At 71.6% G+C, this 26,072-nt stretch carries 26 protein-coding genes, 1 tRNA gene and 1 pseudogene; 15 read left to right on the forward strand and 13 right to left on the reverse strand.

From position 1 onward, the window contains the following. Positions 1–249: 249 nt before the first annotated feature. Complete coding sequence (locus JJ683_RS07270; protein WP_200172631.1) at positions 250–609, reverse strand: FmdB family zinc ribbon protein; 360 nt, start codon at positions 607–609, stop codon at positions 250–252. Between the two features lie 203 nt (positions 610–812). Beyond that, entirely contained in the window at positions 813–1,487 is a 675-nt protein-coding gene (locus JJ683_RS07275) for a 5-formyltetrahydrofolate cyclo-ligase (RefSeq protein WP_200172634.1), read from the reverse strand. Positions 1,488–1,634: 147 nt separating this feature from the next. On the opposite strand from JJ683_RS07275, the gene JJ683_RS07280 reads away from it, so the two are divergent. The 6 genes and pseudogenes from JJ683_RS07280 to JJ683_RS18985 form a co-directional block, all read left to right on the forward strand. Further along, positions 1,635–2,591 (forward strand): UTP--glucose-1-phosphate uridylyltransferase, encoded by a 957-nt coding sequence (locus JJ683_RS07280; RefSeq protein WP_200172636.1) that lies wholly within the window; start codon positions 1,635–1,637, stop codon positions 2,589–2,591. Between the two features lie 88 nt (positions 2,592–2,679). Then, positions 2,680–3,939 carry a molybdotransferase-like divisome protein Glp gene (gene glp / locus JJ683_RS07285; protein ID WP_200172718.1) on the forward strand — a complete coding sequence of 420 codons (1,260 nt, stop codon included), beginning with the start codon at positions 2,680–2,682 and terminating at the stop codon, positions 3,937–3,939. A gap of 104 nt (positions 3,940–4,043) precedes the next feature. Continuing rightward, entirely contained in the window at positions 4,044–4,619 is a 576-nt protein-coding gene (locus tag JJ683_RS07290) for a GNAT family N-acetyltransferase (RefSeq protein WP_307810747.1), read from the forward strand. Positions 4,620–4,782: 163 nt separating this feature from the next. Next, positions 4,783–5,730 (forward strand): divisome protein SepX/GlpR, encoded by a 948-nt coding sequence (gene sepX, locus JJ683_RS07295; protein WP_200172638.1) that lies wholly within the window; start codon positions 4,783–4,785, stop codon positions 5,728–5,730. A gap of 79 nt (positions 5,731–5,809) precedes the next feature. Continuing rightward, positions 5,810–5,882: transfer RNA gene (locus JJ683_RS07300), tRNA-Ala, on the forward strand. A gap of 391 nt (positions 5,883–6,273) precedes the next feature. After that, a pseudogene (locus JJ683_RS18985) lies at positions 6,274–6,699 on the forward strand (CueP family metal-binding protein); the annotation flags it as partial. Positions 6,700–6,725: 26 nt separating this feature from the next. Here the strand turns inward: JJ683_RS18985 and JJ683_RS07305 are convergent. After that, positions 6,726–7,667, reverse strand: coding sequence for an alpha/beta fold hydrolase (locus JJ683_RS07305; protein WP_200172640.1), 942 nt, complete (start codon positions 7,665–7,667; stop codon positions 6,726–6,728). Positions 7,668–7,883: 216 nt separating this feature from the next. Here JJ683_RS07305 and JJ683_RS07310 point away from each other — a divergent pair, with 216 nt between their 5' ends. The 3 genes from JJ683_RS07310 to JJ683_RS07320 all read left to right on the forward strand — a co-directional run bounded on the left by JJ683_RS07310 (position 7,884) and on the right by JJ683_RS07320 (position 11,317). Next, positions 7,884–8,720, forward strand: a complete 837-nt coding sequence (locus JJ683_RS07310) for a hypothetical protein (RefSeq protein WP_200172642.1) — start codon at positions 7,884–7,886, stop codon at positions 8,718–8,720. A 154-nt stretch (positions 8,721–8,874) separates the two neighbouring features. Continuing rightward, the gene (locus tag JJ683_RS07315) at positions 8,875–9,123 is read left to right on the forward strand and encodes a hypothetical protein (RefSeq protein WP_242474485.1); all 249 of its coding nucleotides are present in this window, start codon (positions 8,875–8,877) and stop codon (positions 9,121–9,123) included. 142 nt (positions 9,124–9,265) lie between these two features. Then, positions 9,266–11,317, forward strand: coding sequence for a CocE/NonD family hydrolase (locus JJ683_RS07320; RefSeq protein WP_200172643.1), 2,052 nt, complete (start codon positions 9,266–9,268; stop codon positions 11,315–11,317). Between the two features lie 32 nt (positions 11,318–11,349). Here JJ683_RS07320 and JJ683_RS18990 read toward each other — a convergent pair whose 3' ends face one another. Next, entirely contained in the window at positions 11,350–11,499 is a 150-nt protein-coding gene (locus JJ683_RS18990) for a hypothetical protein (protein WP_242474486.1), read from the reverse strand. Positions 11,500–11,924: 425 nt separating this feature from the next. Next, complete coding sequence (locus tag JJ683_RS07330) at positions 11,925–12,314, reverse strand: RidA family protein (protein ID WP_200172644.1); 390 nt, start codon at positions 12,312–12,314, stop codon at positions 11,925–11,927. 148 nt (positions 12,315–12,462) lie between these two features. Between JJ683_RS07330 and JJ683_RS07335 the strand changes: the two genes are divergently transcribed. Then, positions 12,463–12,933 carry a nucleoside deaminase gene (locus JJ683_RS07335; RefSeq protein ID WP_200172645.1) on the forward strand — a complete coding sequence of 157 codons (471 nt, stop codon included), beginning with the start codon at positions 12,463–12,465 and terminating at the stop codon, positions 12,931–12,933. A gap of 23 nt (positions 12,934–12,956) precedes the next feature. Here JJ683_RS07335 and JJ683_RS07340 read toward each other — a convergent pair whose 3' ends face one another. The 3 genes from JJ683_RS07340 to JJ683_RS07350 are packed head-to-tail and all read right to left on the reverse strand — an operon-like array spanning position 12,957 to position 16,062. Beyond that, on the reverse strand, positions 12,957–14,099 hold the full coding sequence (locus JJ683_RS07340; RefSeq protein WP_200172646.1) for a sulfotransferase family protein: 1,143 nt from the start codon (positions 14,097–14,099) through the stop codon (positions 12,957–12,959). Positions 14,100–14,134: 35 nt separating this feature from the next. Then, positions 14,135–14,938: an SDR family oxidoreductase gene (locus JJ683_RS07345; RefSeq protein ID WP_200172647.1), complete on the reverse strand. Its 804-nt coding sequence runs from the start codon at positions 14,936–14,938 to the stop codon at positions 14,135–14,137. Then, on the reverse strand, positions 14,935–16,062 hold the full coding sequence (locus tag JJ683_RS07350; protein ID WP_200172722.1) for a DUF1214 domain-containing protein: 1,128 nt from the start codon (positions 16,060–16,062) through the stop codon (positions 14,935–14,937). The genes JJ683_RS07345 and JJ683_RS07350 overlap by 4 nt, the downstream gene beginning before the upstream one ends. A 279-nt stretch (positions 16,063–16,341) precedes the next feature. Between JJ683_RS07350 and JJ683_RS07355 the strand changes: the two genes are divergently transcribed. From JJ683_RS07355 to JJ683_RS07370, 4 genes are all read left to right on the forward strand, one after another. Continuing rightward, positions 16,342–17,277, forward strand: a complete 936-nt coding sequence (locus JJ683_RS07355; protein ID WP_200172648.1) for an IclR family transcriptional regulator — start codon at positions 16,342–16,344, stop codon at positions 17,275–17,277. Positions 17,278–17,363: 86 nt separating this feature from the next. Further along, positions 17,364–18,008 carry a hypothetical protein gene (locus JJ683_RS07360; protein WP_200172650.1) on the forward strand — a complete coding sequence of 215 codons (645 nt, stop codon included), beginning with the start codon at positions 17,364–17,366 and terminating at the stop codon, positions 18,006–18,008. 159 nt (positions 18,009–18,167) lie between these two features. Further along, complete coding sequence (locus JJ683_RS07365) at positions 18,168–18,647, forward strand: hypothetical protein (protein WP_200172652.1); 480 nt, start codon at positions 18,168–18,170, stop codon at positions 18,645–18,647. A gap of 227 nt (positions 18,648–18,874) precedes the next feature. Then, positions 18,875–19,324 (forward strand): SDR family NAD(P)-dependent oxidoreductase, encoded by a 450-nt coding sequence (locus JJ683_RS07370; RefSeq protein WP_200172654.1) that lies wholly within the window; start codon positions 18,875–18,877, stop codon positions 19,322–19,324. 50 nt (positions 19,325–19,374) lie between these two features. Here the strand turns inward: JJ683_RS07370 and JJ683_RS07375 are convergent, their stop codons facing one another. From JJ683_RS07375 to JJ683_RS07385, 3 genes are all read right to left on the reverse strand, one after another. Continuing rightward, positions 19,375–19,935: a DinB family protein gene (locus JJ683_RS07375; protein WP_200172656.1), complete on the reverse strand. Its 561-nt coding sequence runs from the start codon at positions 19,933–19,935 to the stop codon at positions 19,375–19,377. Positions 19,936–20,058: 123 nt separating this feature from the next. Then, a complete protein-coding gene (locus JJ683_RS07380) occupies positions 20,059–20,424 on the reverse strand; it encodes a GntR family transcriptional regulator (RefSeq protein ID WP_207280034.1) in 366 nt (121 codons plus the stop codon). A 16-nt stretch (positions 20,425–20,440) separates the two neighbouring features. Beyond that, positions 20,441–21,985, reverse strand: coding sequence for a dolichyl-phosphate-mannose--protein mannosyltransferase (locus JJ683_RS07385; RefSeq protein ID WP_307810748.1), 1,545 nt, complete (start codon positions 21,983–21,985; stop codon positions 20,441–20,443). 250 nt (positions 21,986–22,235) lie between these two features. Between JJ683_RS07385 and rsmI the strand changes: the two genes are divergently transcribed. Continuing rightward, the gene (rsmI, locus tag JJ683_RS07390; RefSeq protein ID WP_200172658.1) at positions 22,236–23,195 is read left to right on the forward strand and encodes a 16S rRNA (cytidine(1402)-2'-O)-methyltransferase; all 960 of its coding nucleotides are present in this window, start codon (positions 22,236–22,238) and stop codon (positions 23,193–23,195) included. Here the strand turns inward: rsmI and JJ683_RS07395 are convergent. Both JJ683_RS07395 and JJ683_RS07400 read right to left on the reverse strand, forming a co-directional pair. Then, complete coding sequence (locus JJ683_RS07395; RefSeq protein WP_200172660.1) at positions 23,179–24,486, reverse strand: aminodeoxychorismate synthase component I; 1,308 nt, start codon at positions 24,484–24,486, stop codon at positions 23,179–23,181. The genes rsmI and JJ683_RS07395 overlap by 17 nt on opposite strands. Positions 24,487–24,567: 81 nt before the next feature. Then, a complete protein-coding gene (locus JJ683_RS07400; protein ID WP_200172662.1) occupies positions 24,568–25,944 on the reverse strand; it encodes a DUF2786 domain-containing protein in 1,377 nt (458 codons plus the stop codon). Positions 25,945–26,072: the final 128 nt, after the last annotated feature.

Raw genomic sequence — 26,072 nt, forward strand, 5'->3', positions numbered from 1 at the left:
CCGGGCGCCCACGCCGCGCGCGCCCGCTGGAACGGCCCGGCGCGCAGGTCCCGCGTCCGATGCGCAGCGTCCGATGATCCGCGGCCGAATCCCCCCGCCATCTACAACCCCCGTCGTGTTCCCCCTGCGCCGGGTCCCCGGTGCCCGGCCGGGACCACGTTACGGGGCCGGCGGCGGTAGTACGAACGAAAACCGGCGCGGTTGTGGATAACCGCGCAGGCCGCGCACAGGGGAGGGGGCGGTACTACCTCAGCCCGCGGCGGATCCGGAGGCTGCGGGCGCGGGGCTGGACTTGGCGTCCGAGCCGGACTTGCTGCCGGCGGCGGCCGAGCCCGACGAGGAGGTGCCGGACGACGCTCCCGCGGCCGACGAATCAGAGGACGACGACTCGGAGGATGACGACTCGGAGGACGCCCCGGCAGGCACGGTGCCCGACCGGCTGTCGGTGCGGTAGAACCCGCTGCCCTTGAACACGATGCCTACCGAGTTGAACAGCTTGCGCAGCCTTCCGCCGCAGTCCGAGCACACCGTGAGCGCATCGTCGCTGAACTTCTGGACGATGTCGAAGCTGTTGCCGCACTCGGTGCAGGCGTACGAATAGGTGGGCACGGGCGGACCTCCCGGGGTGGGCCGCGCAGGACGCGGCGGGTTGGTTTCGCGGCGGAGCGCGGGCGGCTCGGGCCGGGCCGGTGCACCACGTCGAGCGGGACTGCCGCCCCGTTGCACCGCAGTTCCGGACTTTTGAGCACTCCGACTACATGAGTGCTAACGCTTCCATGGTAGAGGTTGTTCCCCTGGCCGTCAGTGCCGGTCTACTCTCGGGCTATGCGGAACGCCCCCTCGCCCGGAGTGAGCACCATGCCGATCCGCACGTCGTGCGGGTCCTCGGGGAGCTCCTCGACCAGTTCGCCGTCGCCGACGACGCAGACCATCGACGCTCCCGGCGCGGCCGCGGGGAGCGTCCGGTCGTAGTAGCCGCCGCCGCGGCCGAGCCGCACCCCATGCAGGTCCACCGCCACCGCGGGCACCAGAATCAGCGAGGCCTCGGCGATCGCGGACGGGGCGAGTACCGGCCCCGGCGGCTCGAGCAGCCCGTAACGGGCGGGGCGCAGGGCCCCGCGTCCCGTATACCGCGCCCAGGACAGCGGCCCCGGCGCGCCGGTGACCGGGACGAGCACGCGCAGGCCGGAGGCCAGAGCGTCTTCGAGCATCCGCATGTCGCCCGGCTCCGCGTCGGTAGGCACGTATGCGCAGATCGTCGCACCCCAGGGCAGGGTGGTGAGGATCTCGGTGCGCCACGCCGCAGCGAGGGCGTCCGCCTCGGCGCGGAGTGCGTCGTGGGTCGCTGCGGCCCGCAGCGCGCGGAAGCGCCTGCGCCATTCGTGTTTGTCGACGGCGGCCGGCCGGGCGCCATCGGCATGCTTGCGGCCCGCCTGCCGGGCCGCCGCGGCGGAAGAAGGCCCACCGTGCGGGTCGTTGCTGGACATCCGTGCTGCACCTCTTTCGCCGTGCGCATCGCGCGCTGCTGCTGCGGGGGCCGGGCCCCGGGGAAAGCGCCGGTATTCGCGCGAACTGAACTCGGCGTCGCGCCGCTCGATCGCGGTGACGCGCCGATCAATAGTTAGGGTAGGGCTATGACATCTCGGAGTGCGGCGGACGAGCCGGCGGCATCGCCGCAGTGGGGAGCGGGGCCGTTCCGCACGGCGATCGTTCCGGCGGCGGGGCTGGGGACGCGGTTCCTGCCCGCCACCAAGACGGTGCCGAAGGAGCTGCTGCCCGTCGTGGACACGCCGGGCATCGAGCTCGTCGCAGGCGAGGCCGCCGAGGCCGGCGCCCGTCGCCTGATCATCATCACGAACGAAGGCAAGGACGGGGTGGTCGCGCACTTCCGTTCGGACCCGGAGCTCGAAGCCACGCTGGCCGAGCGGGGCAAGACGGATCTGCTGGCCAAGGTGCGGCGTGCCCCGGAACTCATCGACGTCGAGGCGGTGGTGCAGCCGTCGCCCCACGGGCTCGGTCACGCAATCGGGTGCGCTGAGCCCGCGCTCGCCGCCGACGAGGACGCTGTCGCCGTCCTGCTGCCGGACGACCTCGTCCTGCCCACCGGCGTCCTCGAGCAGATGGCGGCGGTGCGCCGCGAGCACGGCGGCTCGGTGCTGTGCGCCTTCGAGGTGCCGGAGGACCAGGTCAGCGCCTACGGCGTCTTCGCCGTCGAACCCGCCGGCAGTGCTGACGGAGACGTTCAGCGGGTGACGGGGATGGTGGAGAAGCCGGCGCCGCAGGACGCACCGTCGTCGCTGGCCGCCGCCGGCCGGTACATCCTCGACCGCGCCGTGTTCGACGCCCTGCGGAGGATCGAGCCGGGGGCCGGCGGGGAACTCCAGATCACCGACGCCATCGCGTTGCTCATCGACGAGGGGCACCCGGTGCACGTGGTGGTGCACCGCGGCCGCCGCCACGACCTGGGCAACCCCGGCGGGTATGTGCGCGCGGCCGTCGATTTCGCGCTGCAGTCCGACGAATACGGGGCGGAGCTGCGGACCTGGCTGCTGGAATACCTCGGCGTGCCGCAGGGGGCCGCGCGCGCGTGAACGCCCGGCGCATCCGGATCGGCCGTCGATGCCGACGGCGCGTGCGACCATGACCCTCGGGTCGGCAGGCAAGGAAGGGGACAGCCGCTTGCGTTCGGTGGAAGAACAGCTCAGTCGTGTGACGGCGTCGGCCGTGGCGCCGCGGCCGGTCCGCGTCGCGATCTCCGAGGCGCAGGGGCTGCTGTGCGCGGAGGAGGTCGTGGCCACGCGTCCGCTGCCCGGGTTCGACCAGGCGGCCATCGACGGCTACGCGGTGCGCAGCGTGGACGTGCGGGACGCGGGTTCGGCCGTCACGGGGCCGGAGGGCGAACCCTCCGAAATCACCCTGCCGGTCGTCGGCGAGGTCTCGGCCGGGTCGCGCCGGCCCACGCGTCTGCAGCCGGGCCAGGTGGTGCGGGTGCGCACCGGTGCGCCGTTGCCGACGCTGGCGGACGCGGTGCTCCCCACCGGTTGGACCAACGGCGGCCACGCGCGCGTCGCCGTCTACCAGCCGGTGCTTTCCGGGGCCTACGTGCGGCGGACCGGCGACGACGTCCAGCCGGGCGACGTCGCGGTGAAGGCCGGCACGATCATCGGCCCGGCTCAGGTGGGGCTGCTCGCCGCCGTCGGCCGCGACAAGGTGCTCGTGCATCCGCGGCCGCGCGTCGCCGTGATCTCCGTGGGCGGCGAGCTCGTGGACATCGACCGCACCCCAGGCACGGGCCAGGTCTTCGACGTCAACTCGTACGCGCTGGCCGCGGCTGCGCGCGACGCCGGAGCGGAGGTGTCGCGCGTCGGCATCGCCGGATCCGAACCCGCCGAGTTCCGCGACGCGGTGGAGAGCTACCTGCTGCGATCGGAGATCATCGTCATCGCCGGCGCCGCCGGCGGCATGGCCTCCGAGCGGTACCACGACGTGCTCGCCGAGCTCGGTTCTCTCGAGGTCGCGCGAGTGGCGATGCACCCGGGGTCGGTGCAGGGGTACGGGTTGCTGGGGGCGGAGAGCGTGCCCACGTTCCTGCTGCCGGCCAACCCGGTGAGCGCGCTCGTCGTGTTCGAGGTGATGGTGCGTCCACTCATCCGGATCGCGCTGGGACGGCGCCGGCCCATGCGCCGCAAGGTGCGGGCACGCACGGTGGCGCCGATCAGCTCCATCGAGGGGCGCACGGCCTACCTGCGCGGCCAGCTGATGCGCGACGAGACCACGAACGAGTACCTGGTGCAGGCGCTCGGCGGGGCCGCGGGGGCGTCGTCCCATCTGCTCGCGACGCTCGCGGAGGCGAACTGCTTCGTCACGATCCCGCCGGAGGTCAGCTGGGTGGATACCGGCGACGAGGTCGAGGTCGTCTTCCTGGCGCAACAGGGCTAGGGCGCACAGTGTCGGCGACGGGGCGTCGACCGGGCGCCGGTGAACGCTCGGAGCATCCGGGCTGGCCCGCACACATCGGCGCGTTGGAGGTGCCGGCGGGTGTGGTGACGTTGCGGCCGGTGCGGATGCGCGACGCCAAGCAGTGGAGCCGGGCACGCATCCGGGACGAGGACTACCTGCGGCCGTGGGAGCCGACGGGGTCGGAGCCGTGGGTCCTCCGCCACCGGTCGGCGGCGTGGCCGGCGATCTGCATGCGGCTGCGACTGGCGGCACGCCACGGAGCGATCATCCCGATGGTCATCGAGGTCGACGGCAGGTATACGGGCCAGCTGACGGTCGGCAACATCGTGCGCGGCCCGCTGCGGTCGGCGTGGATCGGGTACTGGGTGTCCACCGAATACAGCGGCAAGAGGGTGGCGTCGGCCGCGGTGGCGCTCGCCGTGGACCACTGCCTTTCCCGGGTGGGACTGCACCGGCTCGAGGCCACGGTGCGCCCGGAGAATCTGGCGAGCCGGTCGGTGCTGCGCCGGTCGGGGTTTCGGGAGGAGGGGCTGCTGCGCAACTACATGGACGTCGACGGCGCGTGGCGTGATCACATCCTCGTCGGGATGACCAAGGAGGACTTCGGGGACACCGCCGCGGCGCGGATGGTGCGCGCGGGTCGCGCCCGATGGCATTGAACCGCACTGCATGCCGCCGGGACCCGCACTGCATGCCTCCGGCACCGTGTGATCCGGTGCGCCCACGGCGTGGCACGTTCCGATGAGCCCGGGCTGCCTCTAGCCTGATATGCACGGCTACCCGTCCGGGTGTCGTCGGAGGAACAGTGGAGGGGGTCGCCGCGTGCCGAACTCGCTTGTATGGATCGGGTTGGTCGTCGTGTGGATTTTCGTGCTGTTCCCGATGGTCACCGGCCGTCGGAGGCCGGTGCGGCGCACGGGGGAGGCGACCCTCGCCACGCGCGTACTGCACCGGGGCGGAATGGCACGGCCGGTGCGCCGCGGGCCCGCGGCCGGTCACGCCGGAGACCCCGATTGGGTCCCCACGGAGGAGCAGGAGCGGGCGCGTCACCGGCAGTTCGAAGACCCGGACACCACGCGAGCGGAGGCTCAGATGGACAGTGGCACAACCCGCTCCAGCGGGTCGGACGTGGACGACGAGATCCTCGACGCAGAGGTGGTGGAGGACGAGGCCGGCGCGCGTGCGCGCACGGCGCACGGCCCGGGCGCGGCGGGCGGTACAGCGCACGGAGCCGCGGGCGACGAGGATCCCGACTCTGACCCTGCCGACTCTGAACCTGCCGACACTGAACCTGCGGTGTCGAAGGAGCTGGACACGGTCGACTCCGGTGCGGCGCCCCGCCGCACCGGCCGCGGAGGCTTCGATCCCCAGGCGGACGCGATCGCCAGCGCCGAGCGGTACCGGACCCGCCAGCGGGTGGTCCTGTCGATGGCCGGCGGCATCGTCGTCACCGCGGTCTTCGCGCTGGCGTTCCTTCCGTTGTTCTGGTGGGGCACCGCGGCCTTCGCAGGCGCGGTGATGGTGTACCTGGGGTATCTGCGCCGGCAGGTGCGGCTGGAGGAGCAGATCCGGCGCCGGCGCATGGCTCGGCTGAAGAAGGCGCGCAAGCACGAGCAGGTGGACCGTCGCGCACAGGCCACGGTGCCCGGGCCGCCGCAGCACCGCGGCGTGGTGGTGCTCGAATCGGACGATGGCGACCCGGACTTCGAACACCTGCCGCCGTACGAGCCTGCCGTGCACGAGAACCTGCGGCACGCGTCGGGGCAATGAAATCTGCTGGTCAGGGTTCGATTTCGTGCTCAAGTCCGAACCTGCTATTGTCTTTCTCAGCGGTCCACAAGACCGCTTCGGGGCTGTGGCGCAGTTGGTAGCGCGACTCGTTCGCAACGAGTAGGTCAGGGGTTCGATTCCCCTCAGCTCCACCCGTGATATGCCGGGGCATCCGACTAGGTGCTCCGGCATTTTTTGTTTCGCTCCCCGAACTTGCGGCGCATTCGGGGGCGCGCCTTCGATCCGCGCATACGTTGTGCGGGCCGAGCGCGTTTTCGTCGGTGGTGGTGCGGAACGGGCGCTCGAACCGACGCGCGTGCAGGTGACTCGGCTTGCGCGCGACCGGCCCGGGAGTTCGGTGAACCCGCTGGCTACTTTGGCGGCATGAGTTCACAGAAGGGGACTTTCCGAGCCCTCCTCGTCATGATTGCCGCGTCGGTGCTCCTCTCCGGCTGCGCGTCCGCCGAGACCGCGGAGTTCGACGGGGGATGCGGTGCCGCAAGCGATCCGGCCGTATGGTTGGCCGCTGACGGACCCGACGGGATGGGCGGCGGGGAGATCATCGACACCCTGGACCGGATGCCGGTCGCCGCGCGCCCGGACGGCCTGGTCGCATCGGTGCGGGCGGACCGGCTCGTGTTCCCACACGAGGACGGCGGCGAGGTCGCGGTGCCGCTGCCGGGCGACGAGTTCTACGTGTCCGTCGCCTCATACACGGACACGACGCACCAGTGCTTCTACCACGGTCTCACCACCTGCCTGGGCGAGCTGCGCAACGCCGACGTGCGCGTGACGGCCACAGCTGCCGACGGGACGCAGGTGCTCTCCGCCGAGGACCTGCGCACCGTCGACAACGGCGTCATGGGCTTGTGGTTGCCGCGCGGATTCGACGGCGCCGTCACCATCGTGCAGGACAGGCGCACGGCCACGGTCCCGGTTGCGACAAGCGGCGACGGTCCGACCTGCCTGACCATCGCGCGGCTGACGCAGCAGACTCAGTCGCCGTCGCCGGATCGGGCGATGAATTCGGAGACGGCCTGCCCGATCACGTCGGGCGAGTGGAAAGGCAGCCAGTGGCCGGTGGCCAGGTCGGTGCGCGAAAGTTCTGTCACCCACGTTTCGACGTCGGAGTAGATCGCCGGCCGCAGGGCGATGTCGCGCCGGTTGACCAAAAGCCGCACCGGCACCGTCGTCTGGCGCGGGTCGGGATGGCGCAGCCGCGGGAGGATGTTGGCGGAGTAGATGCGTAGTCCGCTGATCATGTCGCGCTGGAGCGACGGGGCCAGGTGGATCCGCTCGGGCGGCGTCCCGTCGATGACGCGTAGGAACCTGCGCCAGAGCGAGGGTCGTCCGACGGTCCGGAAGAACAACCGCGGCACCACCGGCGTCATGAAGAACCCCGTGTACGCGGACGATGCCAGTTGGCTGAGCGCCTGGCCGATGCCGCGTGCGGTGGGGCGGCTCAGACGCTCGCGCACCCACACGGCCAGGTGGTCCAGGCTGGGGCCGGAGATCGACGTGAATGTGGCGATCCGCTCGTCGGCGTCCGTGCGGCACACGGCCTCCCACCCCTGCACCGAGCCCCAGTCGTGTCCGACGAGGTGCACCTTGCGGTCCGGGCTCACTGCGTCGATGACGGCGTAGAGGTCGTCGGCCAACTCGTCCAGGCCGAACTCCGACACCGTTCCGGGGACGGTGGATTCGCCGTGGCCGCGGGTGTCGTAGGTGACGACGCGGTGGCGCTTGGCCAGCGCGGGCACCACGCCGTCCCACAGACGGTGGGTGTCCGGCCAGCCGTGCACGAGCAGCACCGTGGGCCCGTCGGGGTCGCCCTGCTCGAACACGGCCAGGTTGGTGTCGCCGCGGGTGACGGTCCGGCGGCGGGGGGACGAACTGTCCGGGCTGTGGCGCCCGGATACCGATGCGTCGGTGTTCATGCGGCTGCTCCTCGGTTGCTCGTGCGGCCCCGGAGTGCGGAGTGGCACCCGGCACCCGACACGTTATTGTACTCATATCAAACAATGACGGTGACGGGATGCGCATCGGGGTCTCCGCGCAGCGCGACGCCGGGGAGGCGTGTTCCTCGGCGGTAGAATCGGATTGAAGCCACGGCCGGGGCGGTCACGCGGGGGCAGAGGAAAAGGGGGTGCGACATGACGGCGCGCACGGTCGACACCGTTTTTGCGGACGTCTCGGCCTACCAGCGCCCCGTCGACGACAGCTATCCGCATCGCGTGCTGTCGATCAGGTCCAACGACGGCACCATTCGGGACCCGAACTTTCCGGAGAACTACCGCTGGATGAGCCGCGCCCTCGACTCGGGCCGCCTGGAGTTCGGCATCGTGTACTTCTTCTGGCGGCCCAACTGGCGGACGTGCGTGCAGGTGCAGCAGTCGATGATCAAGGCCGCCGGCGGGCCGCATCCGCGGATCGCCTGCATGATCGACGTCGAATCGGACCGGTCCCAGCACGGAGACCATTCGGCAGGGATCAACGGCGCGTTCGACTTGCTGGCGCGGTGGCTGGGCGATGCCCGCCGCGTGATCGGCTACGCCAATGCGGGCGACTTCCACTCGATGTGGCCGGACCGTCCCGACGGACTCCGGGTGATCGGCGCCGGCTACCCGGTGGATCCCCGTCTCCCCGGGGAGATCGCCCATCAGTACACCGATGGCACGCTCGGCGGCCTCCCGGGGTTTCCGATGGGCGCCCCGCCGTTCGGGCCGTGCGACATGAACCTGGCAGCCGGCACGAGCGCCGTGGACCTGGCCGCAGAGTGCGGTATCGGCGGCGACCTCGACGTGCGTGCCGCCGAACAGTACAAGGCGGCGTTCATGGGTGCTGTGGGTTCCGACGTCAGGGATGTCCGCGAGCAGCTGTGCGGTGAGGGGGCGCGCGACACGGGCGAGTACACGGGGTGGCCGCAATTGGGCGGACGTACCGTGACGGACGGAATCGCGGCAGTGCTCAAAGTGTTGCGCAACGGCTGACATTGCTGTGGTGGGGGGCCGCTGCTCCCTGTGCGAGTTGGCCCTGCCGCGTAGCGACATCGCATGTACGGCCGAGGGAGAGCGGATATGGACGGGCCGGCAGAAGTCGGTTCCGTGCAGATGATTCCGTGCAGAAGAAGAGGAGGCGGGCAGGATGGCCAGTCAGGTCGACCGGGTCAACGAGTTCACGGCCGCATTCGACGGGGCGATAGGCAGCGACGTCAAGGACGTCCGCGAGCAGCTGTGCGGTGAGGGGGCGCGCGACAAGGGCGAATACACGGGGTGGCCGCAACTGGGCGGCCGCACTGTGGTCGATGCGATCGCAGCGATCGGCGCCGCGCTCGGTGTGCCGGGGATGTACGACCCGCACTCCGAGCAGCAGGCCGGGGACAAGTCGGCGTAGCCGGGCGCGTCACTGCGCGGCATTGTCGGCCTGGCGGCTGCGCGCTATTGTTCTTGCGTCTAACAGTGTTCGCGCCAGAGGGCGCGCCGCACCGCTGCGCAGGGGCGCAGGTCGTGAGTGCAGGCCGAGGGGAGAGGCGAGAATGGGGACGGCACGGAAACTGCTGACGGCGGCGGGGTCGGTTCTGCTCACGCTGGGGGTGGTCACGGCAGCGGTGCCCGCCGTGGCGCAGCCGGCGCCCGGAGTCGCGTCCGGCCCCACGGCGGGCACGCTGGGGGAGCAGTGGACGGCCACGCACGACGGCCCGCAGCGCTACCCCGGCATCCACGTGCAGCCGGACGTGCCGATCACGATGAGCGACGGGGTGGTGCTCAAGGCCGACGTCTACCGGCCGGCCGATGCCGCGGGCGCGCCCGTCGATGCGAAGACGCCCGTGATCGTCAACATGACCCCCTACACCAAGCTCCTGTCGCGACTGGCGAACCTGGCGCTGTCGGTCCCGGGGATCGAGGAGCCGGTGATGGACTTCGCCCGCTCGATCAATGAGACCGGAACACCGTTCCAGGGTGTCGCGGACCTGGTCAAGACTCTCTCCGGCGGCGGAATCCGCACGTTCGCCGTGGACCCGCAACTTGTGCGCTCCGGCTACACCCAGGTGGTGGTGGACGTGCGGGGCACCGGGTTCTCGCAGGGGATATGGCAGGTTTTCCGGGAGCGGGAGCAGCAGGACACGCTCGAGGTCATCGATTGGGCCGCCGCGCAGCCGTTCTCCGCCGGTTCGGTGGGCATGAACGGCGTGTCCTATTCGGCGATCAATCAGGTGCAGGCCGCCGCGAAGAACCCGTCCGCGCTCGGGGCGATCTTCCCGGTGGAGCCGGGCGCGGACCTTCTGCGGGACGTGGTGGCTCCCGGCGGCGGCGTCGGCGTGGGGTTCCTGCCGTTCTGGCTTGCGGCGATCGACGGGCTCAAGTGGGTCCCGGACGTCCGCTCGATGCTGCGCGGTGAGTTCGACGAGCAGTGGTTGCGCGACCGGATGGCGGACCCGGCCACGTTCCTGGACGTGTTCGCGGACGCCGTCACGGCGCCCACCGTCGACGCTGTGCAGGGCGACCTGCGTCGACTGCTGGACAAGGACAGCACGCTGCGCCGCGACCTGCAATCGCACCCGGAGCGCATCACCGTGCCGACGATGGTCTACGGCGGGTGGCACGACCTGTTCGCCAACAGCGAGCCGCGCATCTATAACGCGATCCCGTTGGAGCCCGGGACGAAGCAGCTGATCATGGGCGACGGATACCACATGACCTTCGGCAGCGGATTCGGCGAGCCCGGCGCCCCGCCGCGCCTGGACGTGCTGCAGCGGGCCTGGTTCGACCACTGGCTCAAGGGGATCGACAACGGGATCGAGACCTACGGGCCGGTGACGATGCTCCAGCAGGGCGGCGAGTGGATCAGCGCCCGGGGGTTCCCGCAGCCGGGGATGGAGTACCGGCGTATCTACCTGGACGCGGCGCCCAGCGGGACCGCACCGGGGTCGGTGCACGACGGCACGCTCACCCCCGACGGGCCCGGCGCGCCGGCCACGCTGACGGCGGCGCCGTCGCTGAACACGCTGTGCTCGCGCGATGCCGCCGAGCAGACGATGGGGATCGTGGCGGCCGTGGAAGCGTGCGGGCGCGACTCGCGCATCGCCGAGAAGGCCGCCCTGTCGTTCACCAGCGCCCCTGTGGCGGAGTCGACGGTCATCTCTGGGCCGGTGAACGTGCACCTGAACACCGTCATGGACGCCACCGACGGGTATTGGACCGCCACCCTCAACGACGTCGCGCCCGATGGGAAGTCCACCGTGCTCACCAGCGGCCAGCTCGTGGCGTCGCTGCGCGCGATCGACGAGGAGAAGAGCGGGTATTCACCGTCCGGCGACATCGTCGACCCGCATCACGTCCTCTCGCTCGACGCGCTCGAGCCGGTGACGCCGGGACAGCCGACGCAGCTCGACGTGGGGCTCGTCGCCACCGATGCGGTGCTGCAGCCCGGCCACCGCCTGCGGGTGGACGTGTTCGCGTCGAACTTCCCGAAGGGGCTGCCGCCGCGGCCGCTGCTCAATGCGAGCGGGCTCAAGCCGCAGCACCTCGTGCTCGACCCCGCCTCCCCGAGTTACGTCACAGTGCCGACCGGTCGTCCGATCGGCTGATCGCGGCCCCCCGGGGGGCTCGCCAGCGTCGCTCAGCCGTCGGCGAGTTCTCCGTGGGTATCGGTAGACGTCTCCGGCTTCGACAGCAGGCGTGCCAGGCGGCATTGTTCCCGGCCGGAGTGGCCGAGCATCCGGGTCTCCTTGGCGAAGTGGTCGACGGCGACGCTGTCGACCAATGCCAATCCCTCGTCGGTGAGCCGGGTGTGGACGATGCGCCGGTCTGGTCACCAGCGACGAATCGGCCAGTTGCCTGGTGGTCATGCGGAACGGCGGGCCATTCCGGCGCAGCGCGGCGAGCACCTCGCAAACCGCCATGTCGATGTCGAGATCGACGAACATGCACATGAGCTCCGCGTGGTAGCGCAGGTACGTCCGGTGCAGGCGACCGAACACCTCGAGGGCGGACACGTCCAGGTCCGGCCACTGCACCGCCCACTGGACGACGATGTGGCCGACCGGATCCGGATCCAGCGACATGCCGTTGCGCATGGGCTCCTTCCGGAGACGTTCAGCACTGAAGCAATCGGTGCGACGCGGTCGTGTCAGCACAGTGCACCGCCGGAACGGCTGACGTGTCGGGGGTCGGCGGCGCGCCCGGGGCCGGGGGTCAGCCGTCCAGGTGGGCGATGCAGTCGATCTCCACGGTGGCCCCGTAGGGCAGCGCACTGACCTCCAGGAAGGTGCGTGCGGGGCGAGGTGCGGTGAAGAGTCGCTCGAACTGCCGGTTCGCCTCCTCGCGCAGCGACAGGTCGGTGACGAAGTAGGTCAGCTTCACCACCTGGTCGCGCCGCCCGCCGACGGTGGCGAGGCGTTCGGTCATGCGCTCGACCGCGGCGTCGAGGGCCTCGGTGCGGCCCGGCACCGCGTTTCCGGCGGCATCGACGGACAGCGCGCCGGAGACGAAGGCGAATCCTCCAGCCGCGTATGCGGGGCTGTACGGGTGCGGGTCGCCTGCGGCGGGGCTGCGATCGGCGGGAGTGTCCGGTTGCGCGGTCATCGTGGCTCGCTCTCGTCGAGGTGGTCCGGGCGCGGCGCGGGCACCGCAACCTCGCAGGCTACGCCAAATATCTGATCGACTGGCCGAATGCGGATGCGGGTGTCGCGGAGTGCGCACGGCTGGCGGGCACGGGACCTATGCTCGCCTCATGAGCGGAAGCGGCTGGCGCCGGGCCAGTTTCGATCGGGCCGTGCAAGAGGGCGCCGACGGGCTGGCGGCCGGGGGAGTACCGGTGGGGGCGTCGCTCGATATCGGGGGTCGCCTGGTCGCGTCCGGGCGCAATCGGCGCGTGCAGGATGGCGACCCCACTGCGCACGGCGAGATCTCGTGTCTCCGCGCGGCCGGTCGACGCGGCTCATACCGGGACGCCGTGCTCTACACGACGCTGGCGCCCTGCGCGATGTGTGCAGGGGCGATCGTGCAATTCGGGATCCCGCTGGTGGTGGTCGGCCAGGGGCGCACCTTCCCGGGCGAGTTGGATCTTCTCCGCGAGCGAGGCGTCCGGGTGGAGCTGCTCGACGACCCACGCTGCGTGGAGCTCATGGAGAGGTTCGAACGCGAGTATCCGCGGGTGTGGGCGGAAGACATCGGCATACCGCCGGACGCGCGCGGGCACTGACTGTTCGGGGACGGCCTCGCGCTTCACAGCGCGAAGCGCTCCGCCACCTGCTCGCGCGTCAGCCCGAAGTCCTCGAGCGTGTACCGGTGCGCGGGTTTGCGGGCGCCGGAACGGCTCTCGGCGTGCATGGCCTCCATCGCGCGCTGAGCCCTGGCGCCCAGCGTGATCCCGAACCTGTCGTACACCGCTCCGACGGTGCCGAGCGGGTCGGCGACGAAGTCGGAGTAGTCGACGTCCACGAACTGTGCAGGGTCGTACCGGGCGCGCGCGGTGTTGAACGTGTCGAGCCCCCGCGCCCACAGCTCCAGCTGGCCGGGGCCGATGTTCGCGCCGCGGAACACCTTCGACCATCCGTCGGTGGCGTGCGAGGCGAGGCTGCACGCCGAGGCCATCGCGGTCACCGGGTCGCGGTGCGTCTGGATGATGAGCGCATCCGGATACACCGCCATGATCTCGTCGAGCGCGAACAGGTGGCTGGGATTTTTGAGCACCCATCGCTTGTCCGGGTCGTTCAGACCGATCAGCTGCAGGTTGCGCTTGTGTCGGGAGTAGGCGCCGGTCCAGTCCTGCCGGGCCAGCCACGACGAGTAGGAGGGCAGGTGGCCCAGGCATTCGTAGGAGACGGACAGGAACGTCTGGCGCAGCAGCTGCCAGCATTCCTCCACCTCGGCGGCTGACATGTAGTGCACGCCCATGAACTCGGGGTTCTCCACGTGATGCTTGCGGAAGCCCTCCTCGATGGCGCTGAACACCGGGTCGGACTCCCAGGTGTCGCGCGGCGGCCGCGGCTGGGGCATCTCGGCCAGCCACATCTCGAGTCCCTGGTGGCCGGGGTCGGCGTTGAGGAGCCGGTGCAGCGCGGTGGTGCCGGTGCGCGGCAGGCCGGTGACGAAAATCGGGCGCTCGATCGCGACGTCGGCGTGTTCGGGATGCTGCTCCCACGCCGCCTCGGACAGCAGTCGCGCGATGAGGGCGCCGCGGAGGAACACCCGCGACATCTTGCTGCCGAGCGGGGTGAGCGCCTCGTCGCGGGCGTAGGAGTCCAACAGCACCCCGAGCGCCTCGTGATAGTCGTCCGCGCCGAAGTCGTCCAGGCCGGTCTTGGCGGTCGCGGATGCGTGGAGGTCGTCGATCGTCCCGACGGTGGTGCGGTCGGTGGAGGTCATCGTGCGCCTTCCGTGAGGTCGTGGGCCGAGGGCCGTCAGTGGTGGTATTCGCCGCAGTTGACGTCGAGGCATTGGCCGGTGATGGCGGCCGCCATCGGCGAGGCGAGGAAGACGACGGCATCGGCGATCTGGTCCGGCTCGGGCAGCCGGCGCAGGTCGGAGCCCGCGGCGGTGTGCGCGTAGATCTCATCGACGGTGGTGCCGTATTTCTCCGCCTGGTGCGCGAAGTACCCCTGGAGCGTGGGTCCCCAGATGAAGCCGGGGGCGACGGAGTTCACGCGGATGCCCTGCGGACCCAGCTCGGTCGCGAGGGACTGCGACATCGACAGCAGCGCGGACTTGGCGAGCTTGTAACTGCCGTAGCGCTCCTGGGAGTGGCGCAGCACCATCGAGTTGATGTTCACCACGGAGCCGACCGTGTCCGCCAGCGCGTCCGTGAAAAGCTGCGTGAGCAGCAGCGCGCCGAACACCGTGAGCTCGATCGCCCCACGGATGTGCGCGAAGTCGGTTTGCGCGAAGGGTTTGCGTGACGGGATCGTGAAGGCGTTGTTGATCAGAGTGTCGACGCGACCGAACTCGGCCGTCGCGGCGTCGCGGAGGGCCGCGGCGGAATCGGCGTCGGTGATGTCCGTCGGCACGACGAGCGCGCGCCGGCCGAGCGCACGCACCCGCCCGGCGACCTCGTCGAGGCGGTCCTTGGTGCGGGCGGCGAGTACGACGTCGGCCCCCTGGCCGGCGCAGCGCAGGGCGATGGCCTGACCGAGCCCGGGGCCGACGCCGGACACGACGACGACCGTCCCGTCAAGGAGGCCCGCGCCCGCGTTCGGCTGTGCGCTCATCCCAGCATCCTTTCGGCGAACTGCGCCTGGCGCAGGGCGATCCGCGCGGCGTACTCGTCGGCGGTGATGGTGTTCTGCGAGTAGTACGGCAGGTGCGCGGCGACGTCGTCGAACGGCACCACTTGCACCGTCGGTCCGTCCTCGGGCGTGTATTCACGGGAGGTGCGTTGCCAGCGGAATTGCAGGTATCCGCGCTCGTGACCGAGGGTCTCCACGTGGTTGACGATGCCCGGGTCGCGTTCGGAGACCACGATCCGGATCTTCCCGTCCGGATCCACCTGCGCCTGTGCGTTGTTCAGCGAGGTCTGGTGGTGCACGTAGTCGAGCGAGATGTACCACATGCTGCCCAGCTGGAACCCCTGGTAGGGCGCGTCCGAGCGGGGCACGGTGATGATCATCGCCTGGTCGCCGGCCAGCTCGTAGTGCCCCACCGACGAGTACTGGGTGGCCAGGCCGCCTGGGGTCAGCCGTGGTGCGGACATCGTGTTCACCGGCAGGTTGAGGTAGAACCACTCGGGAAACTGCAGCCACGTGCGTACGCGCTGCACCAGCGCGCGTCCGGCGCGCGCGAAGCGCTTGTGCGCGTCCGCGACGGTGAACGGTGCAGGCGCGGTGCCCGCGGTGTCCTTCCTGCGCACTTGTGCCGACAACGGCGAGCGCGCCTGGTCCCAGTCGCTGTAGACCTCACGGATCACCAGCTGGCGGGACCCCTCCGGCAGGGCGAAGTAGTTGCGCTCCGCCGCGGCGCGGCCCTCATCGGGCCCGAAGTGCACCTCGAAGGCGCCGTCGGAGTCGATGTCGAGTTCCCTGTCGTCGAAGGCGAGGGAGCTGGGCGGCACCTCGGAGTCGGTGTAGGAACCCCCGATGACCTGGAAGCTGATGTCGGCGGCGTTGCCGCGGCGGCCGGTCACGATGTACTCGCATCCGGCCTCGACAGCGCACCCGTAGTAGAGCGTGTCGGGGTTGTCCAGTCCCATCTTGGTGTAGGGGCCGGTGCCCTGCATCAGGACGGGATGCGTGCGCACCGGCGCCCACGCGCCGTGGAGCGTGGACGCGATGCACCCGGCGAGGTATTGCATGCCCTCCACCAGGTCCTGGTCGGTCCGCACGTGCGGAGCGCCAATGACAAGACGCTCCGCCTCGGCGACGGCATCGGTGAACGATCGCGTGAACCGTCCGGCGTCCGGGGCGGCGTTCGCGGTCGGGCCGTTGCCGCGTTGCTCGGTGGCTGGCACATCGTCTCCTCGTCGGGTCGGGGAAGGTCCGGGGCCGCGCGGCCGCAACAGTGGTGCGGCTGCGCCTCGCGCGGAGGTCGCGATGATGGTACAAATATGTACCGGTCCGGTAGCTTCTGCAATGTGATCCTGTCACCGGGATGCGGGGAAGGTCAATGGGTGGTGCCGATGTCGGACGCGCAGGCTGACGAGGAGGCCCGCGGCGGTCGTGGCGGACGGCGTTCGCCGCCGGCCCGCCGCGTGATCCGTGTCCTCGACCACTTCGTGCAGCACCCGGATCGGCGCTACGGCCTGTCCGAACTGGCCCGCCGCCTGGAGATCAGCAAGCCCACATGCCTCGGGATCCTCACGGAACTCTGCGCGGCCGGGTACCTGGTGCGCGACGACGCGCACACCACGTACGGGCCGGGGCCGTCGCTCATCGCCGCGGGCCGCGCGGCCGGCGACGGGCTGCCCATGGGGGTGGTGGCACGCCGGCACCTGGAACGCCTGGCCGCCGACCACCACTCCGCGTGCACCGCGTCGGCGGTGGCCGGCGGCCGGATCGTCGTCCTCGAATCCGTCGGACCCCTGCCGGAGGGTGGACGGTCGGCCACCGGCAAGACCTACCCGTTCGCGCCGCCGGTGGGCCTGATGTACGCGCTGTGGGAACCGGACGCGGTGTTCGAGCAGTGGCTGTCGCGCGCGCCGACGGCGCCCGTCCGCCTCGACCGCGATCGGCTTCGCAGCGTGGTGGCGCAGTGCCGTGCACGCGGGTACCTGGTGGACAGGCTCACCCCGGCGGGCCAGCGGCTGTACCGGCTGATGGCCGGATTCGACACCACCGAGCTGCCGGAGGAAGTGCGCGGGCTGGTGGGCGAGATGGTCACGAGCCTGGGCGAGCGCGTGTACCTCCCCGACGCGGACGGCGGAGCGGACGGGCCGCACCGCGTCAACGTCATCGCGGCGCCGGTGTTCAGCGCGTCCGGACGCCAGGCGATGGTGGTGACCTTGCACGTCGGCGCCGAGATCGCGCGCAGTGAGATCGAGCGCAGGGCCGCGGCGCTGTGCGCCACCGCGGCGGCGGTGACGGCGGAACTGCACGGGACGGATCCCTTCGCGTAGCCCGCGCCCGCCGGGTGCGGGGTGTTTGCCGGGGTGCGGTGGTGGGTAGCCGTCAGTGACGGTTCTTCCGATTGAGGGAGGTCGACATGCGGACCCGGGATTCCGCGGCGGACCGCGAAGGCCTGCTGACCATGCCGCGCAGCCGCGGCGCGATGAGCGGCGTACTGCTGATACTTCTGGGCGCGTGGGGCGCGATCATCCCCTTCGTCGGGCCCCTGTTCGGCTTCGCTTTCACACCGGACACCGCGTGGCAGTGGACGGCGGCACGCGGATGGCTCGAGGTGTTGCCGGGCGCCGCCGCGATCCTCGGCGGCCTGATCCTGATCGGCAGCGGCAGCCGGGCGTCCGCGTCACTGGGCGCCTGGCTGGCCGCGGCGGCAGGAGCCTGGTTCGTCATCGGACGGACGCTCGCCGGCCCCTGGGGAATCGGCGACGTGGGTGTGCCGACGGGGACGAGCAGCGGGATGCGGGCCCTCGAGGAGCTGGCGTTCTTCAGCCTGCTGGGGGTGGTGATCGTCTTCCTCGCCGCGGCCGCGCAGGGCCGTGTGTCCGTGCGCGGCCGCCGCGCGGCCGGCAAGCCGGCACCCGCCGCAGAGAGGGACCCGCGCGCGTCGGCGGCCGGCGCCGGGCCGGTGCCGGAAACGGGCTCGGAAACGGGGCCGGAAACGGGGCCGGAGCGCAAGGGTGCCCACGAGTACAGGCCCGCGCAGGGGGATCAGGGAGCAGGGTGAGCAGCGGCCCCTCGGGCGTTGACGCGCCGGGCGGGCGGCCGTGCGCAGGTACCGTGCAAGGTGGCGCGCCGCCCGGATCTCCCGGTGCGGGCCCCGGGCCCCGTGTGGGGCTCTGGCGTCCGGCTGCGGCACGCCTGTCCGCGTCGAGGAAGGGGACCGATGGGCTTTGTCATGAAGAACCAGAAGACGGGGTTGGACCAGGTGCGCTCCGACGGCGCACGCAGCGCGCCCGACGTGTCGGCGGTGGGCGGCGCGGCGTCGATCAGCGTGACGGTGTCCTACCCGCACGCGGCGGACGGGGACGAGTGCCGCATCGCGTTCTATCCGCGTGGGGCGGAGGCCCCGTTGCAGGCCTTCGTGCGTCCCGCACCCATCGACGAGTCAGCGGTGGTGTTGACGAGCGCGCAGCCGTCCGCCTCCCATAGCTTCGACGGCGTCGCGGCCGACGACTACGACGTCTACTACCACCTGCGGGCCAGCCGCGGTGACGCCACAGTGTGGACGAACATTGCCCCGGATCGTCTCGAGGACACGCCCGCGCCGATCCGAGTCACGGTCGGCAGCGTCACCCAACAGGGCATATCCGACGTCGGAGGCTTCTTCGGCGGCGCCGGCGGCGGCGTGACGCTGGGATTCTAGGCAGTACCGGGGAAGCGGACCACGGGGAGCCTTGTGCACTCCGTGTGCCCCGCGGCACTCCCGATGCGTGAGAACCGGTCCGTGCCCGGCACGGGCGGCGGGCCGGGGGAGAGGAGACCGCGCGGGCCTTCGCGCTGGCCGGGGCCGGGGTGATCCTCGCCGCCCGGCGCAGTGCGGGCACCGCCGCGGCGGCGAGGACTGTGTCCGCGCGGACCGGAGGGATGAATGTGCTGGTCAAAAACGCGGGGGTGATGTACACGCCGCTGTCGTGCACGGCGGACGGTTTCGAGTCGCAGTCCGGCACGAACCACCCCGGGCATTTCCTTCTTACGATGATGCTGCCGCCCGCGCTACGCGCGGGTGCGTTGCGCAGCGGGAGACCGTCGCGCATCGTCGCCGTCTCGTCGGACGGGCACCGCAGCTATCCGGTGGACCTCGATGACCCGAACCTCCATACGCGCGAGTACTACAAGTTCGCCGCCTACGGGCAATCGAAGTCGGCGAACGCCCTGATGGCCGTGGAACTCGACGCGCGTTTCGGTGACGGCCTCGACCGGCACGGCGGCGCATACCTGTCGGACTGCGCGATCGGGCAGGCGGCCGTGCCCGCGCGTGACTCGGAGACCGCGGTGCGGCTGTGGCAGCTGTCCGACGCATTGGTGGCCGTGGCGCGCTGAAACTCCCTGTGCGGGCGCGGCACCGCGGCGGCGCGGGACCGACCGGGGTTTCAGCCGTCTACGTCGACCAGATGATGCTCGAGGTCATGGACTAGGTACGCCGCCAGTGAGAGGGCGGTGAACCGCGCGCCGTCGCCGCGGGCGCCCTCCCGCCGCCATGCGTCGCCGTGCACCGCGGCGAAGCCGTCCGCCAATGCCGAAGCGGCCGCAGCGTATTCGTCCACGACTGCGTCGGGGTCCTGCGTGTTGTAGCGGCCGTCCGCCTGCGCGGCATTCTGGTCCCAGTCCGGGAAACGGGCGGGCGGAGTCCCCGGCGGGGTGCGGACGATGAGATCCAGGCGTTGCGCGAACGTGCGGCAGACGTCGCGCACGTGGCACGCGTACTCCAGCGGCGACCACACGTCCGGGGCGGGCCGGACGGTGCTTCCCACGCGCCCAGGCACTCGCGCCCACCGCGGGATCGTGGCGCGGATGCGGTCCGGCACCGCCGCAGGGGTGACGGTGGACGGGTCGAATCCGCATTCCGCGCATGGCTCGCGGGTGATCGTCGTCCAGTCGCGGGTCTCCGGCGGGACGGGTTCGGCGGGATCGGGCACAGGGGGATCGGGCACAGGGGGATCAGGCACAGGGGGATCGGGCACGGTCGGCATGCCACCATCATCGTCCGGGGCGGCGCGGCGCGCACCACCCGCCGCCGTGCATGTGGCTCGGGGACGGGGTGCTGCCGGCGGTCGTCAGCCCAGCGCGGACTCGAAGACCCCGCGGATCGCGGCGTCGTCGAAGCCCAATGCGCGGACGGTGCGGACGAACTCGACGGCGGCCAGCTCCGCCGAGCGCCGCGTGACGTCGCCGGTGCCGACGACGAAGGTGCCCTTGCGCCCGCGGGTCTCGACGACCCCCGCGGCCTCGAGCTCGCGATAGGAGCGTGCCGCGGTGTTCGCGGCGATGCCGAGGGTGTGCGCCAACTCGCGGACGGCCGGCAGCTTCTGCCCGGCGATGAGCCCGCCATCGCGCACGAGGGCGATGATCTGCAGCCGCACCTGCTCGAACGGGGCGGTCGGCGAGTCATGGTCGATGGTGATCGAACCGATGCCGGTCATGGGGGTCTCCTCCCGGTCAGCGCCAACTGGGCAGCCACAGTTCCATTTGCCAGTGTTCTTCTGAGATGGTGCCGCCGGTGAGGATCGGCCACAGCCACACGTAGTTCGCGATGACCAGGGCGACGTAGCCGCAGACGATCGCGAGGCCGAGCCACCGGCGTTCACCGGGACGGTAGGCCCGCGGATCCGGGGTGGGCGCCGCGGGCGCGGGCCCGGCCGGGTGCGGCGGGGGGTGTGGTTTCCGCGCGCCGAGGATCTCGCCGAGGACGAGAGTGATTGCCAGGATGAGGAACGGGGCCAGGCCCACCGAGTAGAAGAAGTACATCTGCCGGTCGAGGTTGAGGAACCACGGCAGGTAGCCGGCCGCGTAGCCGACGAGGATCCACGTGTAGCGCCAGTCGCGTCGCGTGACGATCCGCCAGACCGCCCAGGCGGCCACCGGCAGCGACAACCACCACATTGCCGGGGTGCCGACGATCATCATCGCGCTCACGCACTTGTCCGAGCCGCAGCCGGTCACCTTGTCGCCGTCGGCGAAGTAATACAGCAGCGGCCGCAAGCTCATCGGCCAGGTCCACGGCTTGGACTCCCACGGGTGCCGGTTTCCGGCGGAGTTGGTGAGGTGTTCATGGAACTCGAGGACGTGGGCACTGTAGTACCAGAGGCTGCGCAGCGCGTCGGGCACGAAGGAGAAGTCGCCGCCGGTCCCGATCTTCCAGCCCACGGCGTGCCGGTCCACGCCCACCTCGCTGGCGAACCACGCCCACCAGGAGCCCAGGTAGGTGAGCAGCGGCACCAGCACGAGGCTGGCGAGTGCGGCCGGAGTGTCGCGCACGAGGGTGCCCGCCCACGGACGCCGCACCCCGAAGCGTCGGCGCGCCGCGACGTCGGACATCACGCAGAGCAATCCGAAGAACGCCACGTAGTAGAGGCCGCCCCACTTCGCGGCGCAGGAGAGCCCCAACAGGACCCCGGCGCCGAACCGCCACCACCGGAAGCCCAGCCGCGGTCCGAATGCCGAGTCGTGGATCCGTCCCTCGGCGGCGACCAGCGACATCCTGTCGAGCACCTGCTGGCGGTCCCGCAGCAGGCAGGCGAAGGCGGCGACCATGAACACGGTGAGGAAGATGTCGAGCAGCGCGGTCCGCGACGACACGGTGAGCACGCCGTCGGCGGTGGCCAGCAGTCCCGCGACGGCGCCGAGCATCGTCGACCCGGTCATGCGCCGCGCGATCCGGATGATGAGCAGCACCAGCACTGTTCCCGCCACCGCGGAGGCGAAGCGCCACCCGAAGCCGTCGTAGCCGAACATCCACTGTCCCAGGGCCATCAGCTGCTTTGCGAGTGGCGGATGCACCACCAGCTCGTAGCCGGGGTTGTCTTCGATCCACCCGCCGCCGATCATCTGCCACGCTTGCGGCGCGTAGTGCTTCTCGTCGAACACGGGCGTGCCGGCGTCCGTCGGGTTGCCCAGCGTGACGAACCGGGTGACGCCCGCGATCGCCGTGATGACGAGCGTGGTGATCCAGCCGCGGAGCTTGTCCGCGGGCGCCGACGCCACCGGCGGGGGCGAAGGACGATGCGGGCCGCAGTCCCCGTGGACGCCTGCAAGCCGGGGCCGGGCCGGCGCCGTCCCCGGCGACGGCGGCCTTGCGCGCCGGCCGAATGCGCCGTGCTCCGGGGCCGAAGCAGGACGGCCCGGCGCCGACGCGTCGACCGAGGAGTCGGCACTGCGGGCGGTGGTCATCGGCGGCACACGACGATGGTAGGCGTTGCATCGAGGGCGGTGGATGTCCGTAGGCTCAGCTGGCATGGACGAGAGCGACACCGGGACGGACGCCGGCAGGGACGAAAGCGACGCTGTCGGTGCCGATGGCTCCGGCGCTCCGCACGGCGGTTCCGCCGATCGCGACGCGGCCACCGGCGGCAGGCCACGAGGGGAGTGCGGGCGCCTGGTCCTGGCGGCGACGCCGCTGGGCGAGACCGGTGACGCCTCACCGCGTCTGCGCGCGGCCCTCGCGGAGGCGGACGTGGTGGCGGCCGAGGACACGAGGCGCACGCGGGCGCTCGCCGCGGCGCTGGGGGTGGCCATCGGCGGGCGCGTCGTCAGCTTCTACGACCAGGTCGAGTCGGCGCGGATCCCCGCGCTGGTGGAGTCGATCGCCTCCGGGGAGACCGTGCTGTTGGTGACCGACGCGGGAATGCCGTCGGTGAGCGATCCGGGCTACAGTCTCGTCGACGCGACCATCACCGCAGGCCACCGGGTGACCTGCCTTCCTGGGCCGTCCGCGGTGACGACGGCGCTCGCCCTGTCCGGGCTGCCCGTGGACCGGTTCTGCTTCGACGGGTTCGCGCCGCGCAAGCCGGGGAAGCGCCGGGAGTTCTTCGCGACTCTGCGCGACGAGCCGCGCGCGAGCGTGTTCTTCGAGTCGCCGCACCGGCTCGCCGCGTGCCTCGATGACGCGGTCGCCGTGCTCGGCCCCGACCGGCGCGCCGCGGTGTGCCGCGAGATGACGAAGACCTACGAGGAGGTGCGCCGCGGCACACTCGGGGGACTGGCCGCATGGGCCGCCGAGGGGGTGCGCGGCGAGATTTCCGTGGTGCTCGCCGGCGCGGCGCCCCGCCGCCGGTCGGCGGCGGATCTGGTGGGGGAGGTGGAACGCCGCGTGGACGGCGGGGCCCGCCTCAAGGACGCCTGTGCACAGGTGGGCGAGGAGCAGGGGGTGTCGAAAAGGGAGCTCTACCAGGCGGTTCTCACCGCGCGGGGATGACGGGACGACGACCGTCGTCGGCGGCAGATGACGGGGTCAGGCCGACGATGCTGGCCGCCTTGTCCAGGCACTCCTGCCATTCCGACTCGGGATCCGAGTCCGCGGTGATTCCGCCGCCGACGCCCAGTACCGCCGTGCCGTCGGGGCGGAATTCGACCGTGCGGATGGCCACGTTGAGCTCGAGGCCCGCGGCCGGCGAGAACATGCCGACCGTGCCGCAGTAGACGCCGCGGGGCCGGTTTTCCCACCCGTCGAGGAGGTCCCGTGCCCGGGCTTTGGGCGTTCCGGTGACCGACGCCGGGGGGAACGTCGCGTCGATCAGGTCGGTGTCGGCCGTCCCCGGCCGGAGGGTGGCGGCCACCGTGGAGACCAGATGCCACACGCCGGGCGCCCGCTGCACCTCCAACAGGCGTCGGGCGTGCACCGAGCCGACGGCTGCGACGCGGCCGAGGTCGTTGCGCACCAGGTCGACGATCATGATGTTCTCGGCCACGTCCTTGACGGAACGGCGCAACCGGCCCGGCGGTGCGGTCAGCGGGGCGGTCCCCTTGATGGGGCTCGACTCGACCCGGTTCCCGCTGCGGCTGAGGAAGGTCTCGGGCGACAGCGAGGCGACCGCGCCGCCGTGGCCGTCGATGTATGCGGCGCGCAGTGGCGTGGTGGCGGCCGTGGCGTCGGCGAAGAATCCCAACGGCGACCCGGCGAAGCGCCCGCTGAAGGCGGTGCACACGCACGCCTGGTAGATCTCCCCGGCCGCGATGGCCTCGAGGCACGCTGCGATGTTGCGGCGATGCTGCGTCGCGTCGGGGCGGCGCCAGTCCACGGACCAGCCCGGTCCCGGGGCGCCGTCGTCGGTGCGCGCGGTGAGTGCGGCGATATCGCTCGGGCAGCGCACCCCGGTGAGCGACTCCCACCACCAGCGCCCGTCGGTGTCGAGCACGAGGACGCTGTCCGTCCAGGCTCCTGCGGCGGCGGGTAGCCTGCCGTGGCCGGTGGTCGCGCGAGCGCCGTCGGGGTAGGACAAGTAACCGATCCAGCCGCCGCCGATCGCGGGGCGGCCCGGCGCGGGGGCATCCCCAGTCGATGTGGTGGGCCGGTGGGCGTCTGCGCCGAATGCGTGCCGTGGGTCCACCGGGAGCGCCCGGCACTCGGGCGCGATCACAGCAGCGGCCCCGAACCACCGGCCGGTCAGCGCGGCGGGCCCCGCCGCGGCGCGGCGCGCGGCCCGTGCGCCGAGCCCCCGGAGCACCGCGGACACGGACGCTCCGGGGCCCAGGCACTGTTGCAACATCGCATCAGGGTGTCACGACCGTGGATCGGGTGCGAACGGGCCGCGCCCGGTCTGCCGGTGTCACGCGTCCGCTCGCGGGGCTCATGCGCCGGGTAGGGGGAGGCGGCCGGGGAGACGCCGGCCGCCGGCGGTGATGGTCGCGGTTTCCGCGGCGTCCGTGCCGGCGCACCAGCCGACGGGGTCGATCTTTCCCGCGTGCGTGGGGCGCGAATGCGGGAACAGGCGCTGGGCCGCCTTGTGCACCGCGTCGTCCTGGGCTCGCAGAACGGGAACGAGGACGCCGTCGCGCACGCCTGCGTCGGCGGCCGCGTCCCGGGTCGCCTGCCGGTGCGACTCCGCCAGCCGCTGCCCGATCCGGGTGGCGAATCCGACGAGGAACGACCGGCGGAATGCGGCGGTGCGCCCCGGCGCGGCGGTGCCCGGAGACCGGGCCTGCATGGCACGCGTGCACTGCACCAGCAGCGACGTGTAGAGCAGTTCCACCTGCTCCAGCGCGCCCTCGGGGCCGATCACGGTTGCGATGGCCAGCCGTTTGGACCAGACGGTCCGCACCGTGTTCACCCTGCCGATGATGGAGAGCAGCGTCACCTTTTCGCGCAGGTACGGATTGTTCAGGTGGATCCGCCGTGCGGAGACGGCGAACCCGTCCGCGTCCGTGGCGCGGTGGAGCAGGGCCGTGTCCACCGCGTGCCGGGTGATCAGTTCCTGGGCCTTCGCCGTCAGTGCCTCGGCCTCGTGCGGGAAGTCGGTGGATTCCGCTTTGGCGAGCAGGCCCCGGATGCGGGCGGGCACCTTGGGGTCGACCGCGCGCGGGCCGGCGCCCGCGGCCGGTGCGCCTCCTGCGGGGCCGGCCGACGCGGAGTGCGGACCCCACAGCGACGGCGGCGGGCACAGGTGCGGCCAGTCCGGCAGCGATTCCCACAGGAGTACCAGCGCGCCGGCCGAGAAGCGGTCCGCCGCGGACCCGACGCCGGGCAGGGCCGGAGAATCGGAGCCGGCGCCGCCGGCCGGCCGGTCCCCGGTGCGGCACCCCGGCCGGCCGTGCTCCGTGGCCGCCCCCGCATAGCGGCGTGCCGCGCTGTCCGCGGCGGGCTCGGCGAGCGCCATCGCGTGGATCTGGTCTGACCATTCCGTGGGAGCCCCGGCCAGCGGGATGACCCGGTAGGCATGGGCGAGAAGCAACGATGTGATCAGCCCGGCCTTGACGTCGGAGAAGTGCCGGCCGGTGACGTGCAGGACGTCCTGCGGCTGCCAGCCGCGCTCGTAGACGTCGGTGAGGGCGCCCAGCACGAGCGCGGCCGAGTGCCGCGCGGAACCGTCGGCTCCGCAGACCCCCGGGCAGCCCTGACCCTCGCAGCAGTAGCCCTCGTGATAACCCCCCTCGTGCGGGCCCGTGCGGTGCCCGCCGCGATCGCGGTGCGCCGTGCTGGAAGCGGTCCCGGTAGCGGCTCGGTACATGATCGTGCTCCCCCTCGTGCTCGATGTGCGCGTGCCTGTGTGCGGCCGATGCGGCGGATCCCCACGGCGGTCTCCCACTGCCGTCACCCGTGCGGATCCGTACCGGGATCCACACGGGTGACCGGAAA

This window comes from Tomitella cavernea, from assembly GCF_016599145.1.
GTDB classification, from domain to species: Bacteria; Actinomycetota; Actinomycetes; order Mycobacteriales; family Mycobacteriaceae; genus Tomitella; species Tomitella cavernae.

What these genes read in the sequence shown, in the direction of transcription:
- JJ683_RS07275 (WP_200172634.1), bottom strand. Translation starts at nt 1,487, where the DNA reads ATGTCCAGCAACGACCCGCACGGTGGGCCTTCTTCCGCCGCGGCGGCC.
- JJ683_RS07280 (WP_200172636.1), top strand. Translation starts at nt 1,635, where the DNA reads ATGACATCTCGGAGTGCGGCGGACGAGCCGGCGGCATCGCCGCAGTGG.
- JJ683_RS07305 (WP_200172640.1), bottom strand. Translation starts at nt 7,667, where the DNA reads ATGAACACCGACGCATCGGTATCCGGGCGCCACAGCCCGGACAGTTCG.
- JJ683_RS07310 (WP_200172642.1), top strand. Translation starts at nt 7,884, where the DNA reads ATGACGGCGCGCACGGTCGACACCGTTTTTGCGGACGTCTCGGCCTAC.
- JJ683_RS07315 (WP_242474485.1), top strand. Translation starts at nt 8,875, where the DNA reads ATGGCCAGTCAGGTCGACCGGGTCAACGAGTTCACGGCCGCATTCGAC.
- JJ683_RS07320 (WP_200172643.1), top strand. Translation starts at nt 9,266, where the DNA reads ATGGGGACGGCACGGAAACTGCTGACGGCGGCGGGGTCGGTTCTGCTC.
- JJ683_RS07330 (WP_200172644.1), bottom strand. Translation starts at nt 12,314, where the DNA reads ATGACCGCGCAACCGGACACTCCCGCCGATCGCAGCCCCGCCGCAGGC.
- JJ683_RS07335 (WP_200172645.1), top strand. Translation starts at nt 12,463, where the DNA reads ATGAGCGGAAGCGGCTGGCGCCGGGCCAGTTTCGATCGGGCCGTGCAA.
- JJ683_RS07340 (WP_200172646.1), bottom strand. Translation starts at nt 14,099, where the DNA reads ATGACCTCCACCGACCGCACCACCGTCGGGACGATCGACGACCTCCAC.
- JJ683_RS07345 (WP_200172647.1), bottom strand. Translation starts at nt 14,938, where the DNA reads ATGAGCGCACAGCCGAACGCGGGCGCGGGCCTCCTTGACGGGACGGTC.
- JJ683_RS07355 (WP_200172648.1), top strand. Translation starts at nt 16,342, where the DNA reads ATGTCGGACGCGCAGGCTGACGAGGAGGCCCGCGGCGGTCGTGGCGGA.
- JJ683_RS07360 (WP_200172650.1), top strand. Translation starts at nt 17,364, where the DNA reads ATGCGGACCCGGGATTCCGCGGCGGACCGCGAAGGCCTGCTGACCATG.
- JJ683_RS07365 (WP_200172652.1), top strand. Translation starts at nt 18,168, where the DNA reads ATGGGCTTTGTCATGAAGAACCAGAAGACGGGGTTGGACCAGGTGCGC.
- JJ683_RS07380 (WP_207280034.1), bottom strand. Translation starts at nt 20,424, where the DNA reads ATGACCGGCATCGGTTCGATCACCATCGACCATGACTCGCCGACCGCC.
- rsmI (WP_200172658.1), top strand. Translation starts at nt 22,236, where the DNA reads ATGGACGAGAGCGACACCGGGACGGACGCCGGCAGGGACGAAAGCGAC.
- JJ683_RS07395 (WP_200172660.1), bottom strand. Translation starts at nt 24,486, where the DNA reads ATGTTGCAACAGTGCCTGGGCCCCGGAGCGTCCGTGTCCGCGGTGCTC.
- JJ683_RS07400 (WP_200172662.1), bottom strand. Translation starts at nt 25,944, where the DNA reads ATGTACCGAGCCGCTACCGGGACCGCTTCCAGCACGGCGCACCGCGAT.